The sequence below is a fragment of the Gelidibacter japonicus genome, assembly GCF_010725055.1.
Classification (GTDB): Bacteria; Bacteroidota; Bacteroidia; order Flavobacteriales; family Flavobacteriaceae; genus Gelidibacter; species Gelidibacter japonicus.
In genome coordinates this window covers 77,758-94,107 of sequence record NZ_BJKB01000012.1, presented here as the reverse complement: position 1 = coordinate 94,107, position 16,350 = coordinate 77,758, and the positions used below count along the sequence as shown (strand labels likewise).

Below are 16,350 nucleotides of genomic sequence, written 5' to 3'. Positions count from 1 at the left end.
TTTTAAATCCACTTACCGATAGTAATGAAAAACAAAAAAATCGCCTTGAAAAACCTATTTATCCTTGCTGTATTGATGACAGCGTTCATTGCATGTGATAAGGACTTTGTATCTCTTGATTCGGATATTTCTGGTCTAAATAATTTTGATGTTGCGGAAAACAAGTATGACGTCATCGCTTATACCAACAAATTGAAACCTATTCAGACCAACAATTTACCATCCAATTTGTTTGGATATTACAAAGACTTGGTTTACGGAAATACTACTGCCAGTTTGGTGACGCAATTGTCGCCAACTACAATGGACCCAACATTTCCCGAAGAGGTCAGATTGGATTCAGTGGTCTTGACCATTCCATATTTCAGCAAATCTACAGGGATCGAGAATGAGGTCACCTCTTACAAATTGGATTCCGTTTATGGTGATGGTTTTATCAACTTTAAACTTTATGAAAATACCTATTTTTTAAGAAGTTTCGATCCAAATGCAGGATTTGATCAGCCTCAAAAATACTATTCTGACCGTTCACTATCAGCTTCAAACCAAATACCCCTGGCCTCCTTACGAGGTACAGTTTTAAAGGCCGTAGATAGTTTTAAACCGAGCAATAAAGAAATCAAACTTATAAAAGGAGAGGAGGTTACGCGTCTGGCGCCTGCATTACGTTTTAAAATGGACACCACATTTTGGAAAAATAAAATCCTTCTTAAAGAAGGTGACCCTGTATTGAGCAACGTCAATAACTTCCAAAACTATTTTAGAGGTATTTATTTTGAAGCGGAGGCGGTCAACAATGACGGCACTATGATGATGCTCAATTTTGCATCATCCAATGCCAATATCACTCTGCATTATAGCTCACCTTCTACATCAACCGCAGCTGATGCCGAGCGGGTAACTGGCACCTATAGATTAAATTTTCCAAGTTATAACCCTACTACCAGCAGTGCGACATATAATATAGTCAACTTTTTAAACAACGATTTCACATTAACTATTCCTGAAGGCAACCCAACTACTGGCGATGAGAGATTATACCTAAAAGGTGGACAAGGCTCTATGGCCGTAATAAATTTATTTGGAGGTACAGATCTCGACACCGATGAAGGCACAATGACTGCTTTTGAAGCCTTTAAAAATGATTATGTTCAAACGGACGCTTCGGGAAAATTTGTAAAAGCGAAGCGATTGATCAACGAAGCCAATTTGGTCTTCTATGTAGATCAAAGCCTTACGCAAGGTCAAGAACCCGATAGAATTTATATCTACGATGCCAAAAACAATATTCCTTTATTGGATTATAGCTTCGATTCCGCTGACAACGGCAGGATCAATCATCTTGGAAAACTGCAACATGTCAGCGACGATGAAAACTCACAAGGCGTAAAATACAAAATCAAGATTACCGAACATATTAAGAACCTCTTATTGAAGGATTCTACAAATGTCAGTTTAGGATTGGCTGTATCCACCAATGTGAATATTGAAGGTTCTGTAGCGCAGGGTTCTATACTCAACTCAGACAACAATTCAATTAAGAAATTACCTATAAGTTCGATTTTATCACCAAAGGGTACCGTGTTATTTGGAAACAACACCTCAGGTACGAATGAAAATAAAAAGTTATATTTGGAGATCTTTTATACTGAACCAAACAATTAATAATCAACCTAATACCTAATACAAGATGTGCGGAATTGTCGGTTACATAGGCCATAGAGAGGCTTATCCCATTGTTTTAAAAGGATTACAACGCTTAGAATACAGAGGCTATGACAGCGCTGGAATTGCTTTGTACGACGGCAAGGATCTCAACCTGTGTAAGACCAAAGGCAAGGTTGCTGACCTAAAGACGCTCTTGGAAAAAGAGATATCCACTAGCGGGAAACTTGGTATTGGGCATACGCGTTGGGCCACTCATGGTGTTCCCAATGACGTGAATTCACATCCACACTATTCCAATTCAGGCAATTTAGTGATCATTCACAACGGGATCATTGAAAATTACGATTCCTTAAAAAAAGAACTCATAAAACGTGGCTATACGTTTCAATCGGATACAGACACTGAGGTTTTGGTCAATTTGATAGAAGATGTTATGACCAATGAAAACATCAAACTCGGAAAAGCGGTGCAATTAGCTTTAAACCAGGTCATCGGTGCCTATGCTATTGCAGTCTTTGATAAAAACAAACCAAATGAGATTGTCGTAGCCAAATTAGGAAGTCCCTTGGCCATCGGTATCGGTGAAGGTGAGTTTTTTATCGCTAGTGATGCCTCTCCTTTCATAGAATTTACTGACAATGCCATCTACCTTGAAGATCATGAAATGGCCATCGTTAGGTTGGACAAAGACATTAAAATCAGAAAAATAGAAGACGACTCTCTGGTGAATCCATATATCCAAAAGCTGCAACTCAATTTGGAACAAATTGAAAAAGGAGGCTACCCTCATTTTATGCTTAAGGAGATCTACGAACAACCTTTGGCCATAAAAGATACCTATAGAGGCCGATTGTTGGCGGATGAAGGTATTATCAAAATGGCTGGCATAGAAGACAATATGAAGCGTTTTTTAAATGCCGACCGTATCATTATTGTAGCTTGTGGCACCTCTTGGCATGCGGGACTGGTTGCTGAATATATTTTTGAAGACTTGGCAAGAATACCTGTTGAAGTAGAGTATGCCTCTGAATTTAGATATAGAAATCCAGTTATTACCGAAAAGGACATAGTGATTTCAATTTCCCAATCCGGTGAAACCGCCGACACCTTGGCTGCCATCAAATTGGCAAAATCAAAAGGAGCTTTCGTATTTGGCGTTTGCAATGTCGTAGGATCATCCATAGCAAGAGAAACCGATGCTGGAGCGTATACACACGCCGGACCGGAAATTGGCGTGGCCTCAACAAAAGCATTTACGACTCAAATAACAGTTCTAACTTTAATTGCATTGCGTTTAGCGAGGGCAAAAGGAACCATGTCAAGTTCAGACTATCGCAGACATTTGCACGAATTGGAACTCATCCCTGAAAAAGTAACTGAAGCTTTAAAAGCCGACAAACATATCCAAGCTATTTCAGAATTATATAAAGATTCAAGAAACATGCTTTATTTAGGTAGAGGATATAATTTTCCGGTAGCCTTAGAAGGCGCCCTAAAGCTAAAGGAAATCTCCTATATACATGCCGAAGGCTATCCTGCAGCAGAAATGAAACATGGACCAATTGCTCTAATCGATGAGAATATGCCGGTCATCATCATCGCCACTAAAAAAGGTCATTACGATAAAGTAGTGAGTAATATCCAAGAAATCAAAGCCAGAAAAGGCAAGATTATTGGCATCGTTACCGAGGGAGACGTAAACGTCAGGGAACTCGCTGATCACGTGATTGAAGTGCCAGAAACTTTAGAGAATTTATCTCCATTGTTGACCACCATTCCTCTCCAACTTTTATCTTACCATATTGCAGTATTGTTGGGTAAAAATGTGGATCAACCACGAAATCTTGCAAAATCAGTCACAGTAGAATAATATTTTTACCGCTGTAAATTCAAAAATTTCACCATTAAACAAGTCTAAAACCCACATAATTGTGGGTTTTAGACATTTTAAACCTTATCAGGCAAATAGTGTTGTGCTTTCTTCCCGAATAATACTATGCACGCATAATTTTTTAAAAAAACAATTCAAAGTATCATTTTATTATTTATATTGGTATCCAAAATTAACTAATCTCCTAAAATGAAAACAATTCTTAAGATTATGATGCTGTTAAGTGTTACGCTCACTTATTCGCAAACCACAGTATCCGGAAAAATAACCGATGGAACCGGTCAACCCTTGCCTGGCGCCAATGTTATTATTGTAGGCACTTCCACTGGAACTATTTCAGATTTTGACGGAAACTACAGTTTAAGCACTTCTCAAGCACCTCCATTTTCCATTCAGGTAAGTAGTGTGGGTTTTGAATCGGTAACCAAAGAAGTGACCTCTACAACACAAGTTCTCGATTTCCAACTGCAGGAAGGCACCTCTTTGGACGAAGTGATTATTTCTGCTTCCAGAACACCAGAACGCGTTTTCGAATCGCCGGTAACCGTGGAAAGATTTGGTCTTAAGGAAATTAAAAATACGGCTTCTGCCGGGTTTTATGACGGACTGGAAAACTTAAAAGGCGTTGATGTCAACACCAACAGTTTAACGTTTAAATCCATTAACACGAGAGGTTTCGCAACTTTTGCCAATACGCGTTTTATGCAGTTGGTAGATGGAATGGACAATTCCTCACCCGCATTGAACTTTCCGATTGGAAACTTAGTGGGAATGAATGAAACCGATGTATTAAGTGTGGAGTTATTGCCAGGTGCTGCATCAGCTTTATACGGGGCGAATGCATTTAATGGTATCCTCTTCATGCAAAGTAAAAATCCTTTCGATTTTCAAGGGATCAGCGGTTATCACAAACAAGGCATCACTTCTCAGGATGCTAGTGGAGATAATACCTATAGAGATTCAGGGATAAGAATGGCCTATAAATTCAGTGATTATTTTGCCGCCAAAGTAAATTTTGGATGGTTGAAAGGAACCGATTGGACCGCTAACAACTACGATGGAAAACCTAGTGGTGGAGCCACAAGAGCCAGCATTGATTACGATGGCTATAACATTTATGGAGATGAAGTATCAACTAACATAAGAGCCGCTTCCGGAGGATTAGGAATTATTCCAGATGTCGTGGTCAGTAGAACAGGATATGAAGAACGTGATTTGACCGATTACAATGCGGAAAGTGTCAAAGCAGACTGGGGATTATATTACAGACCATGGGCCAACGACTTTGAAATTCAGTATGTTGGTAAAATTGGAACAGGTTCCACTATATATCAAGGGACCAACAGATATGCCATTACTAATTTCACGCAACAACAACATAAAATTGAACTTAAGAACGATAATTTCTTCGTAAGGGGCTATGTGGTTGCAGATAAGGCCGGTGATTCCTATGACATGGTTTTTACTGGAATCAATATTAACCGTGCGTGGAAATCAGACACACAATGGTTTGGAGAGTACATTCAAACTTATGCTGGCGCAACTTTAGGTGGCGCAACTGACGCCCAGGCACACGCCGCAGCAAGAGCAGTAGCTGAAACCGGTAGGTTTGAACCTGGGACTCCAGAATTCCAAGCAGCTTTCGACAGAATCATCAAGGATCCAGATTTTGCATCCGGTTCACAGTTTAAAGATCAATCTAAATACTATCATGCTGATGGTAACTACAACTTCAGTCACTTATGGGACGCCATCGATATCCAGGTAGGTGGATCTTACAGAAAATATGAATTGAATTCTTCTGGAACCATTTACACCGATTTTGACGGCTCTATTCCTTATTCAGAATTTGGAATATACACACAGTTGCAGAAAGAATTTGACTTAGGTGCCGAAATGAAATTGAAATTGACAGGCTCCGCACGTTACGATAAATCTGAGTTTTTCGATGGGTTCTTATCCCCAAGAATATCTGCAGGTTTTACAGTAAACCCAAACCACAATATTAGAGCTTCGGTTCAAACCGGTTTTAGAAACCCAACCACCCAGGATTTATTTATTGGTTTAGATGCTGGTCGTGCCATTTTAGTGGGCTCGGCGCCAAGCAACTTAGATCGATACGTCAGAGATTACGATATTAGTGCTGCTGGTCAAATTGGTTTCGGACAACCTGCACAAATCACTCAAACTGGTGGTGCAGCTTATACCAATTCGTATTTAGCATCTTCAGTAACCGCTTTTGCACAATCTGAAAATCCTGCCGATTTGGAGATTGGAAATTCAGCCCTTGTCACTCCAGAAAAGATTACCACCGCAGAAGTTGGATATAGAGGTAAAATCGACAAAGTAATTGTAGATATGAGCGTTTATTATAACAAGTACCAGGACTTTATTTCTGGTGAAGTTGTTGTAGCTCCGTTTTATGGAACTGCTGGCGACAATGGATTATCCATAGCAGCTATTGCCAACGGCGACTATCAAGTTTATCAAACCTATACCAATTCCAAGGCGGATGTCAACTCTTATGGAGGCTCTATCGGTTTATCAACAAAGGTGTTCGGCAATTTTGATTTAGGTGGAAGTTATACTTATACAAAACAGGATTTTGATCAGGCAGCATTCCCAGATTTCAAAACCAGTTTTAATACGCCAGAGCACAAAGCAAAAATCAATTTCGGAAACACAGACCTGTTCAAGAATTTCGGCTTTAATACGGCTTGGAGATGGAGTGACAACTACTACTGGCAAGCTACCTTCGGTGATGGTGCTATTCCAGCATACCACTCACTTGACGCACAGATAAACTTTACCGTCCCTTCCCTGAAGTCAACATTTAAGGCAGGTGCCACCAATGTCCTTGGCAAGGAATACTTTACGGCTATCGGTACAGGTTCAATCGGATCTATGTATTATGTATCATGGACTATCAACAACCTATAAAATAAAATATACAATGAAAAATATAAAATATTTACTACTGTCCGCTATCCTAGTTGCTTTTACAGCGTGTAGTGATGATGACTATGATTACAATCCGGCTCCCGAACCATTACCGGAACTAACCGCTGGTTCTGTAGACTTTTCAAAATACGTTGCGGTAGGTGCCTCTTTCTCTGCTGGATTTACAGATAATGCTCTTTTTATAGCAGGACAGGAAAACTCTTTCCCAAACATATTGGCCAAAACCTTCACGAATGTGGGCGGAACTGGATTTTCACAACCTTTGATGGGTGATAATATTGGTGGATTCTTGGTCAATGGCAATGTTGCTTCTGCGCCGAGATTGTTTTTCAATGGGTCTGCTCCGCAAGTTCTTCCGGCTACGCCAACAACCGAAATCACGAGCCATTTATCCGGTCCATTTAACAACTATGGTATTCCAGGAGTAAAAAGCTTTCATTTAGGAATTCCTGGATATGGAGCGTTAAATCCATATTTTGGACGTATGGCATCTAGCGCAACTGCAACTGTTATTGGAGATGCCGTCGCACAAAATGCGACATTCTTCACACTGTCAGAAATTGGCGGTAATGATGTCTTGGCTTATGCTACTTCTGGTGGTACCGGTGTCTATCAATTGGGCAACATGGATCCTAGTTCTTATGGTTCAAGCGATATTACAGATCCAACGGTGTTTGCCGTTTCCTTTAAAGCGGCTGTCAACGCATTGACAAGTAATGGTGCCAAGGGTGCGGTAGCGAATGTTCCTTATATCACCAACTTAGCCCACTTTACAACAGTACCACATAATCCGTTAAGTCCAACAAATCCTGCTTTTGGTCCTCAAATCCCTATGTTAAATAGCATTTTTGGGGCTTTGAACCAGATTTTCACGGCCATTGATCCGTCAAGAGTGATTGTGTTTTCAGAGACAGCCGCAAGTGCTGTGGTCATAAAAGATGAAAGTCTAACCAATATTGCGCCACAAATTGCAGGCGCTTTAAATGCTAGCCCGACCTTCCCTGCATTTATCGCACAATTTGGTTTGCCTCCTCAAGCCGCACCATTAGTAGCCAATCTGTTAGCCTCAACTTATGGCCAAGCAAGACAAGCTACTGCCGATGATCTATTGGTTTTACCAAGTAGTAGTATCATTGGAACAGTCAATACCGCTTCTGTGGCCGCCCTAATGGCCCAAGGTCTTTCTCAAGAGTTGGCAGGACAATTTTCTGTAGAAGGCGTTACTTTGCCTTTAGCTGATAAATGGGTGCTGATCCCAAGTGAGCAAGCGGATATTAGATCGGCTACTGATCAATACAATCAAACGATTGAAACCATTGCAGCAGAATACGACTTAGCATTGGTAGATTTTAAATCGATTTTACAAACTGCGTCAACTACCGGGCTTTCAGATGGCAACTTTATTCTCACTACCGCTTTGGTGCGAGGTGGTCTGATAAGCTTAGATGGAGTGCACTTAACTTCAAGAGGTTATGCTGCGATGGCCAATGAGTTTTTAAAAGCTATTGATGCCAAATATGGCTCCAATTTTGTTGCGGCTGGTTATAAAGCTGATTTAGGAGCTTATCCAACAAATTATAGCGTGACTTTCAGATAATTCAACTTAAAAATCAAATATTAAAACACCTTTCCAAAGAAGGTGTTTTTTTTTGCTCAAAAAAGCCTGAAAAGCACTTTATATTTAGTTAAATAATCATATCTTTGCAGCGCGAAAAACAGAGTGCCCAACTCTAATGGGTAATTATGTTTTTCTATTATATTTAATTCAACATTAAACAGATAAGTAATGTCAAAAGTTACAGGTAAAGTTGCACAAATCGTTGGCCCAGTAATCGACGTAGCGTTTGAAGCGGGTTCAGAGCTTCCAAAAATCTATGATTCCTTAGAAATAAAAAGACCTGATGGTTCTTTATTGGTATTGGAAGTCCAATCTCATATTGGCGAAGATACAGTTAGAACCATTGCGATGGATTCTTCAGACGGATTAAGCAGAGGCACTGAAGTACATGCTACTGGTGCTCCAATTCAAATGCCAATTGGCGAAGATGTTTATGGACGTTTGTTTAATGTTATCGGTGATGCTATTGATGGTTTGGGTGATTTACCTAAAGCTGGCGAAGCTGGTTTACCTATTCATAGACAAGCCCCTAAATTTGAAGATCTATCAACTTCAACAGAAGTACTATTCACAGGTATCAAAGTAATCGACTTGATTGAGCCATATGCAAAAGGTGGTAAGATTGGTTTATTTGGTGGTGCCGGTGTTGGTAAAACAGTTTTGATCCAGGAGTTGATTAACAATATTGCAAAAGGTCACGGTGGACTTTCAGTATTTGCTGGAGTTGGAGAAAGAACTCGTGAAGGAAATGACCTTTTGAGAGAGATGTTGGAGTCTGGCATTATTAGATATGGTGACGACTTCATGAAGTCGATGGAAGAAGGTGGATGGGACCTATCTAAGGTTGATAAAAACATCATGAAAGAATCCAAAGCAACTTTCGTATTTGGACAAATGAACGAACCTCCTGGAGCTCGTGCTCGTGTGGCCTTATCAGGATTGACCATTGCTGAGTATTTCCGTGATGGTGCTGGTGAAGGTCAAGGAAAAGACGTATTATTCTTCGTTGATAATATTTTCCGTTTTACACAAGCCGGTTCTGAAGTATCAGCTTTATTAGGTCGTATGCCGTCTGCAGTAGGTTACCAACCAACATTGGCAACTGAAATGGGTGCCATGCAAGAGCGCATTACTTCAACAAAAAGAGGTTCTATTACATCTGTACAAGCGGTTTACGTACCTGCGGATGACTTAACAGACCCAGCACCAGCAACAACGTTTGCCCACTTGGATGCAACTACTGTATTGTCTCGTAAGATTGCTGAGTTAGGTATTTATCCTGCGGTAGATCCATTGGATTCTACTTCACGTATCCTAACTGCTGAAATTTTAGGACAAGAGCACTACACTTGCGCACAAAACGTAAAGGAATTATTGCAACGCTATAAAGAATTACAGGATATTATTGCTATCCTAGGAATGGAAGAGCTTTCTGAAGAAGATAAAATGGCTGTTGGGCGTGCAAGACGTGTACAACGTTTCCTATCACAACCGTTCCACGTAGCTGAACAGTTTACGGGGATTCCTGGAGTATTAGTTGATATTAAAGAAACGATCAAAGGATTCAACATGATCATGGAAGGTAAATTAGATCACCTACCAGAAGCAGCCTTCAACCTAAAAGGAACTATTGAAGAAGCTATCGAAGCAGGAGAGAAAATGCTTGCTGAAGCTTAAAAACAAGTTCAGAGTTATGAGTTATGAGTTCAGAGTTGACTTATAACTCATAACTCATAACTCATAACTATAAAAAATGTATTTAGAAATTGTATCCCCAGAAGCCTCATTGGTTAGTGGTCATGTTGAAAGTGTTACTGTTCCAGGTATCGAAGGCGAGTTTCAAATGTTGAACAATCACGCCGCTATTGTTTCTATCCTTGGTAAAGGCCCATTAAAGTTCAAGGGCAACGCAACTATTGCTGAAGGGCAAGAAGCTAACTTTACAAAAGAAGATGGCAATTGGGTGATGTACATTAATAGTGGTACTGTGGAAATGAAAGACAATAAAGTAATTGTATTGGTTGACTAATCACAACTCACTTCATTTAAACTAAAAAATCACGCCCGAAAGCGTGATTTTTTAGTTTTACACCCATTATATTTTAGAATTTAACCAACTCCCACGATTATCTTTTATCTTTTTGTCCAATTCCTTAGAATTTTCTTCCATCAGTTTCATATCATAGGATATATCTGTGGCAATGGTAAGTATGTTTTTATTTTGAGATCCGAAGCGCTCATAAACCACAGCAACCTCCTCTCCCACCGTAAATGTATTTAATATGGAATTGATGCTTGCGTTTCCATCAAATACAATTTCTCCTATTTGGAGAATTTTATCTCCCTTTTGAAATCCTGATTTATACGCAGAAGATCCCATTTTAGGATTGCTCATTATTTTCTGATTTCTAACCGACGCACCAAAATCAATATCGTTTTTGGTTATAAGATTCACGCCTACCTGTTTTAAAAGTTGTTCATAATCCGGCATTCCACTTTTAAAAATGTAATTATTGAAAAAATGATCCCCAAATTCTCTTCCTGCAAACTGATTCAAACTATGATGCAAATCATATACTGTATAGGGAATCTCAGGTTTACCATAGCCATTCCAAACAAAGGCCATGTAGTCATCTAAGTTTAGATTCTTTTCTCTTAACGATAGGTCTAGGGCCAACGCTAACATACTTCCATAAGAATAGTAAGAGATAAAGGTATTTTCCCGGTTAGTATCATCAACCGACCTTGCGGCATCAACAAACGGCGCTTGGTAGCTCATTCCGATTGGCGTGAAGAACTGTCTCCCAGGAGAGGTCCATACGTAGTTAAAAGTTCTAACAAGTCCCTCAATATACTTTTCCTGACCCATAATTCCTGATCTTACCAAAGACAAATCATCATAATAACTGGTAAACCCTTCGGCAAACCATAAATCGCCACTCATATTAGCTCTTGAGAAATCAAAAGGTTCCAAGGATTTTGGACGGAGGCGCTCCACGTTCCATATATGGAAAAACTCATGCGCAACGGTTCCTATATTGATTTCAAGTCCTCCTTTGGATAAACTTCTTGAACTTGGAATGGACGTCGAATTTCGATGTTCCATCCCATCACCAATTGCATTCGGCGTATAACAGGCCAAAAAGGTATATTCGCCATAATCAAAGCGTGGCAATTCACCAAAAACCTGCATTTGTTCTAATACTACCTTCTTAACTTTATCAAAGTAAGCATCCAATTGTTCTTCTGTAGCCGCATCGTCATGTAAAACAAAGGTTATGGTTTGGTCCTTGACCACAAATGAACGTTTTCTGAAATTTGCGATTTCCACAGGACTGTCCATAAAATATTGAAAGTCCTTTGCATAGTAGGTATTATCCTGTCGGTGCTTAAGTTGGGTGGCAATTTTCCAATTTAAATCTTCCCGAACATCAAACGTCACCTCTATTTCTTGTGCTTCGAGTTCTGGAACATAGATGAAGGTTGCAGGCAAATTCAAATGGGCGTGGGTTTCGTCAATCTGTGCATAGGTTCCATCGCCGTGGTTGGCAAATAAGGTATAACTGACGTGTATGGTACCGTCATGACCTTTAACGCTCCAGGAATAGGGATCCGGTCGCGTAACCATAAGTTCCTTTCCTTTACCATCTGTCACTTTTACGTTGTAAACGTTTTTCGCAAACTCATGCAAGGCATATCGACCGGGAGAAGAACGACTCATGGTAAAGAGGACCTCATCTGCTTTCAGATGGTTAAAAGTGGCGTTGATATTTGCTTCGTGATGGATGGCATTTTCAAATGAAATGTTATATTTTGAAGATATTTGGGCCTGAAAAAGGAAAAATGATAGAAAAAAAGTGAGGGAGAAAAGAATACGAATCATGGGTGTGAGATTTTGATTCGTAAATATACGATGATTTTAAAATTTTTAAGACCTGACAGTTTATATACTTAATATACAAAATCCTTCCGCCTTGAATTGATCTCACAGGTTTTAGAAACCTGTGGGCTCTTCGTATCTTTACGAAATGATTGCTATAAGATAATAAACAATATAGGTTTCTAAGATCTGAAAAATACATATCTTTTATCAAACAGATATCATCATTTTATAGAATACACTACCCTTGTCACATGAAAAACGAAACCTTTACAACCGTTGCATCATTCCAATATATAACGGAAGCACAAATTATTAAAGGCCGACTGGAATCTGATGGCATTAAAGTCTTTCTCTCTGACCATCTTACACTTGATACAGATCCGTTGGTAAGTAAAGCTATTGGTGGGATCAAATTGAAAGTACTCTCCTATCAAGCCGTGGACGCCCAAAAGATTCTGAATTCCATTCATAAATATTCTTTAGATGATACAGGGAATTCCATCCGTTGTCCCAATTGCAAGAGTACTTACATTGAACTATTCTCTACCATCAAAGACCTGAAATCACTTTTTGGGTTTCTTTTTGACGTCCTGTTTTCTTCTCGCCCCTTCTATACCAAACATAAGTACAGATGTGAAATGTGTGAGACAGAATTTGATTTAAAATAAACTTGGGTATCGTTATTCACTGTTTTCAAATTAGAAAAGTGTCATCTTTTGTAACAATAACTACTTTTTGACTACCAATAAATGAAAGATAGACCCTCATGTTAGAATCATAATAACTACGAACAGTTAAAAATCATTTTAAGGTGACAACTTTCTATCAAAAACTGGTCTAATATTTTTAAAAGGTCTTATATTTCATTATTCAACTCAAAATTATCAGACTATGATGGAGTGGTTTTCGGATTTAGAATTGTTCGCCAAATTTTATTGGGTGATTGCCCTTATTGGCTCTCTTGTTTTTCTGATCATTGTCATTACGACCCTAATAGGTATTGAAGGCGGAGAGGATTTTGACGATGTCGACACGGCGATTGATGCAGATACCGGAATTGAATTTCAATTCATCTCACTAAAAAATCTCATAGGCTTTTTCACCATTTTTGGATGGTCGGGGATTGCTTGTATTGGCGAAGGACTTTCAAAACCAATCACGGTCCTGATCTCGGTCATTGCTGGTTTGGTCATGATGACCATTATGGCCGCTATGTTTCATTATATGAAAAAACTAACCGATAGTGGTACTCTTGATTATAAAAATGCGATCGGCGCCATTGGAGAAGTTTATTTGACCATTGGCGAAAACCGTTCAAAAATGGGAAAAGTCAGTGTGCGTGTTCAAGGAACACTGAGAGAACTTGAAGCACTTACGGATTCTTTTACAGAATTGAAGTCGGGTACCATTATTAAAGTCGTCGATGTCACGAGCAACGGCATCCTTATTGTCGATCAAACCATAAAACCAATAGAACCCTTAAAACCAAGAACTTATGAAATTCCTGCTGACACAAGAGACGTTTAATTTAGGACTGCCTATTGCAGTCGTTGTTGCGGTACTCTTTATTTTTGTGTTTTTAATTATTCTTATCAGACGTTACAAACGCTGTCCATCCGATCGGATTTTGGTAGTGTACGGTAAAGTTGGGGGCGGACAATCAGCCAAATGTATTCATGGTGGCGCTGCCTTTATTTTTCCTGTGATCCAAGATTATTCGTTTTTAAATTTGACGCCAATGTCCATTGAGGTCAATTTGGTCAATGCACTTTCCAAACAAAACATTAGGGTCAACGTACCTTCCAGATTTACCATTGGTATTTCAACAGAACCGGGTGTGATGCAGAATGCTGCTGAACGTTTATTGGGATTGGCCATGTCTGATGTCCAAGAATTGGCAAAAGAAATTATTTTCGGTCAATTGCGTTTGGTTGTAGCTTCGATGGATATTGAAGAAATCAACAACGACAGAGATAAATTCTTGACGAACATTTCACAAAGTGTAGAGTCAGAATTGAAAAAAGTTGGTCTTAAATTGATCAACGTCAATATTACCGATATAGTTGATGAATCGGGATATATTGAAGCCTTAGGTAAAGAAGCTGCTGCTCACGCTATAAATGCTGCCCGGAAATCGGTAGCTGAAAAAGTAAGGGATGGATCTATTGGCGAAGCCAACGCAGTTCAAGATCAACGGACGCAAGTAGCTGCCGCCAATGCACAAGCGGTTGAAGGTGAAAACACAGCCAAGATTGCCGTTGCAAATTCCGACTCCCTAAGACGTCAACGTGAAGCGGAAGCGGAGCGTGTGGCAACAGCAGCTGAAAAGGTACAAACAGCAAAAGGCTTGGAAGAGTCCTATGCTGCCGAAAAAGAAGCGGAAATAGCAAGAGCGGATCGCGAACGTTCGTCTCAAATGGCCGATATCATTGTACCGGCTGAAATAGACAAACAAAAAGTAGAAATTGATGCTGAAGCTGAAGCCGAACGCATCCGTAGAAGAGCAAAAGGTGAAGCTGATGCCATCCTATTTAAGGCACAGGCAGAAGCCCAAGGTCTGTATGAAGTCTTGACCAAGCAGGCAGCAGGTTTGGACCAAATCGTGAAAGCCGCCGGTAACAATTCGAAAGATGCGGTATTGCTATTGATTGCAGATAAACTCCCAGAATTGGTGAAGACACAGGCGGAGGCGATTAAAAACATCAAAATCGATAAAGTGACCGTTTGGGAAAACGGTGGCAATGGCGATGGCAAATCATCAACAGCCAATTTCCTTTCTGGAATGTATAAATCAGTGCCACCATTGCAGGACATGTTTAATATGGCAGGGATGGATTTACCTGAGTATTTAAAAGGAAAGGACGCCACAGCAATTCAAAAGAATACTGCGGAAACTAAGAGTATTCCAAAAAAGAATGACTAATTCCGCCAGTTGTTAAGAAGCTGTAAGTTGCGTAATTCATGTAGGACTGATCGCTTTGGGATGTACTATCGGGAATTCAGTAAAATACGTATGCCTCTCTGATGCTGTCAAATTAAATAAAGTAGTAAAAGACCTGCACTTTGCATGAAGTGCAGGTCTATTATTACTAAAACCACCCGTGGACTTCCATGCACTTTTCAGAAGTTATTTAAAATCAAATAAGGATTGAAAAGCAGAAGTCCAAAGCTCAGTAATGATATGATGATTTTGAATTATGAGCATTTCGAAAACGGCTACACCATTGCCTAAGCTCAAAATATTCAGATCCTGTATTTCGGAAGGTAACCTCTCGTCATTGGCTAAGACAAATGCCTTTTTTAACATTTTTCATGGCAAAAAGATATAACGGACTGCCCGACCTCGGCATATCGCTGAAACACCCAAATATTTAACATACCTTTTTAAAACTTTAATTGCGATTGCTTAACTTTACAGCCTAAATCTTAATGTATTGGCACTAGATCTACAAGACATCCCTCGTGTAAAAACTATTACCAAAGAGGATTTTATAAAGGACTATTTCAAGCCTCAAAAACCTGTTGTGATTGAGCGCTTTATTGAGGAGTGGCCCGCTTATGAAAAGTGGCGTTTAGACTATATCAAGGAGATTGCAGGCGATAAGATCGTTCCACTCTACGACGATCGTCCTGTTCATCATAAAGATGGTTTCAATGAGCCACATGCCAAAATGAAAATGGCAGATTATATCGATCTTTTGAAGCGTGAACCTACTAAGTTCAGGATTTTTTTATGGAATGCTTTAAAGGAAGTCCCACAGTTACAGAAGGATTATTCCTATCCCGATTTTGGTTTAAAATTGATGAAGGGTCTGCCAATGCTATTTTTTGGAGGAGAGAATTCGCATACATTTATGCATTATGATATAGACTTGGCCAACATTTTCCATTTTCACTTTGAGGGTAAAAAATTGTGCATTTTATTTGATCAGAAGCAAAACAATTATCTCTATAAAATACCACATTCCTTGATTACCCGTGAGGATATTGATTTTTCAAATCCAGATCTGGAAAAATGGCCGGCACTTAAAAAAGCTAAAGGCTATAAAACAGAATTAAACCACGGCGAAGTGTTGTATATGCCTGAAGGCTATTGGCACTATATGAAATATCTTACTCCTGGATTTTCGATGAGTTTACGTGCTATTGCAAGAAATCCAAAAAACTTTGGGAAAGCCGTCTATAACATTGTATTCATGCGATACTTTGATACTTTTATGCGTCGGATTATGGGGCAAAAATGGATCGATTGGAAAAACGAAAAAGCCATTAGCACCACCCTGAAGAGTTTAGGCTAATTACTTAGGACATTCTTAAAAAACATAACTA

12 protein-coding genes are annotated in these 16,350 nt (G+C 39.4%); 10 read left to right on the top strand and 2 right to left on the bottom strand.

Features of this window, described 5'->3' with window-relative positions; all coding sequences use genetic code 11:
- Nucleotides 1-24: 24 nt before the first annotated feature.
- The 6 genes from bamH (at nt 25) to G6N06_RS13015 (ending at nt 10,167) form a co-directional block, all read left to right on the top strand.
- A complete protein-coding gene (gene bamH / locus G6N06_RS13040) occupies nt 25-1,665 on the top strand; it encodes a BamH family beta-barrel-assembly machinery protein (protein WP_163517198.1) in 1,641 nt (546 codons plus the stop codon).
- A gap of 25 nt (nt 1,666-1,690) precedes the next feature.
- Nucleotides 1,691-3,538, top strand: coding sequence for a glutamine--fructose-6-phosphate transaminase (isomerizing) (gene glmS / locus G6N06_RS13035; RefSeq protein ID WP_163517197.1), 1,848 nt, complete (start codon nt 1,691-1,693; stop codon nt 3,536-3,538).
- A gap of 210 nt (nt 3,539-3,748) precedes the next feature.
- On the top strand, nt 3,749-6,499 hold the full coding sequence (locus tag G6N06_RS13030; protein WP_163517196.1) for a TonB-dependent receptor: 2,751 nt from the start codon (nt 3,749-3,751) through the stop codon (nt 6,497-6,499).
- Nucleotides 6,500-6,512: 13 nt separating this feature from the next.
- Entirely contained in the window at nt 6,513-8,117 is a 1,605-nt protein-coding gene (locus tag G6N06_RS13025) for an SGNH/GDSL hydrolase family protein (protein ID WP_163517195.1), read from the top strand.
- A 189-nt stretch (nt 8,118-8,306) separates the two neighbouring features.
- Nucleotides 8,307-9,815, top strand: a complete 1,509-nt coding sequence (gene atpD / locus G6N06_RS13020) for a F0F1 ATP synthase subunit beta (protein WP_163517194.1) — start codon at nt 8,307-8,309, stop codon at nt 9,813-9,815.
- Between the two features lie 76 nt (nt 9,816-9,891).
- Nucleotides 9,892-10,167, top strand: a complete 276-nt coding sequence (locus G6N06_RS13015) for a F0F1 ATP synthase subunit delta/epsilon (protein ID WP_163517193.1) — start codon at nt 9,892-9,894, stop codon at nt 10,165-10,167.
- A gap of 66 nt (nt 10,168-10,233) precedes the next feature.
- Here the strand turns inward: G6N06_RS13015 and G6N06_RS13010 are convergent, their stop codons facing one another.
- A complete protein-coding gene (locus G6N06_RS13010) occupies nt 10,234-12,021 on the bottom strand; it encodes a M61 family metallopeptidase (protein ID WP_163517192.1) in 1,788 nt (595 codons plus the stop codon).
- Nucleotides 12,022-12,272: 251 nt separating this feature from the next.
- Here G6N06_RS13010 and G6N06_RS13005 point away from each other — a divergent pair, with 251 nt between their 5' ends.
- From G6N06_RS13005 to G6N06_RS12995, 3 genes are all read left to right on the top strand, one after another.
- On the top strand, nt 12,273-12,689 hold the full coding sequence (locus G6N06_RS13005) for a DUF2007 domain-containing protein (protein WP_163517191.1): 417 nt from the start codon (nt 12,273-12,275) through the stop codon (nt 12,687-12,689).
- A gap of 223 nt (nt 12,690-12,912) precedes the next feature.
- A complete protein-coding gene (locus G6N06_RS13000; RefSeq protein WP_163517190.1) occupies nt 12,913-13,548 on the top strand; it encodes a hypothetical protein in 636 nt (211 codons plus the stop codon).
- Nucleotides 13,517-14,944: a flotillin family protein gene (locus G6N06_RS12995; RefSeq protein ID WP_163517189.1), complete on the top strand. Its 1,428-nt coding sequence runs from the start codon at nt 13,517-13,519 to the stop codon at nt 14,942-14,944. Before G6N06_RS13000 ends, G6N06_RS12995 begins: the two co-directional genes overlap by 32 nt.
- 204 nt (nt 14,945-15,148) lie before the next feature.
- On the opposite strand, the gene G6N06_RS12990 is transcribed toward G6N06_RS12995, so the two are convergent.
- Nucleotides 15,149-15,328 (bottom strand): hypothetical protein, encoded by a 180-nt coding sequence (locus tag G6N06_RS12990; protein ID WP_163517188.1) that lies wholly within the window; start codon nt 15,326-15,328, stop codon nt 15,149-15,151.
- A gap of 127 nt (nt 15,329-15,455) precedes the next feature.
- Here G6N06_RS12990 and G6N06_RS12985 point away from each other — a divergent pair, with 127 nt between their 5' ends.
- Complete coding sequence (locus tag G6N06_RS12985) at nt 15,456-16,319, top strand: cupin-like domain-containing protein (protein ID WP_163517187.1); 864 nt, start codon at nt 15,456-15,458, stop codon at nt 16,317-16,319.
- The last annotated feature ends 31 nt before the right edge of the window (nt 16,320-16,350 follow it).

Excerpts from the sequence above, each read along its gene's own strand:
- bamH (WP_163517198.1), top strand. The coding sequence starts at position 25 with ATGAAAAACAAAAAAATCGCCTTGAAAAACCTATTTATCCTTGCTGTA.
- glmS (WP_163517197.1), top strand. The coding sequence starts at position 1,691 with ATGTGCGGAATTGTCGGTTACATAGGCCATAGAGAGGCTTATCCCATT.
- G6N06_RS13030 (WP_163517196.1), top strand. The coding sequence starts at position 3,749 with ATGAAAACAATTCTTAAGATTATGATGCTGTTAAGTGTTACGCTCACT.
- G6N06_RS13025 (WP_163517195.1), top strand. The coding sequence starts at position 6,513 with ATGAAAAATATAAAATATTTACTACTGTCCGCTATCCTAGTTGCTTTT.
- atpD (WP_163517194.1), top strand. The coding sequence starts at position 8,307 with ATGTCAAAAGTTACAGGTAAAGTTGCACAAATCGTTGGCCCAGTAATC.
- G6N06_RS13015 (WP_163517193.1), top strand. The coding sequence starts at position 9,892 with ATGTATTTAGAAATTGTATCCCCAGAAGCCTCATTGGTTAGTGGTCAT.
- G6N06_RS13010 (WP_163517192.1), bottom strand. The coding sequence starts at position 12,021 with ATGATTCGTATTCTTTTCTCCCTCACTTTTTTTCTATCATTTTTCCTT.
- G6N06_RS13005 (WP_163517191.1), top strand. The coding sequence starts at position 12,273 with ATGAAAAACGAAACCTTTACAACCGTTGCATCATTCCAATATATAACG.
- G6N06_RS13000 (WP_163517190.1), top strand. The coding sequence starts at position 12,913 with ATGATGGAGTGGTTTTCGGATTTAGAATTGTTCGCCAAATTTTATTGG.
- G6N06_RS12995 (WP_163517189.1), top strand. The coding sequence starts at position 13,517 with ATGAAATTCCTGCTGACACAAGAGACGTTTAATTTAGGACTGCCTATT.
- G6N06_RS12990 (WP_163517188.1), bottom strand. The coding sequence starts at position 15,328 with ATGTTAAAAAAGGCATTTGTCTTAGCCAATGACGAGAGGTTACCTTCC.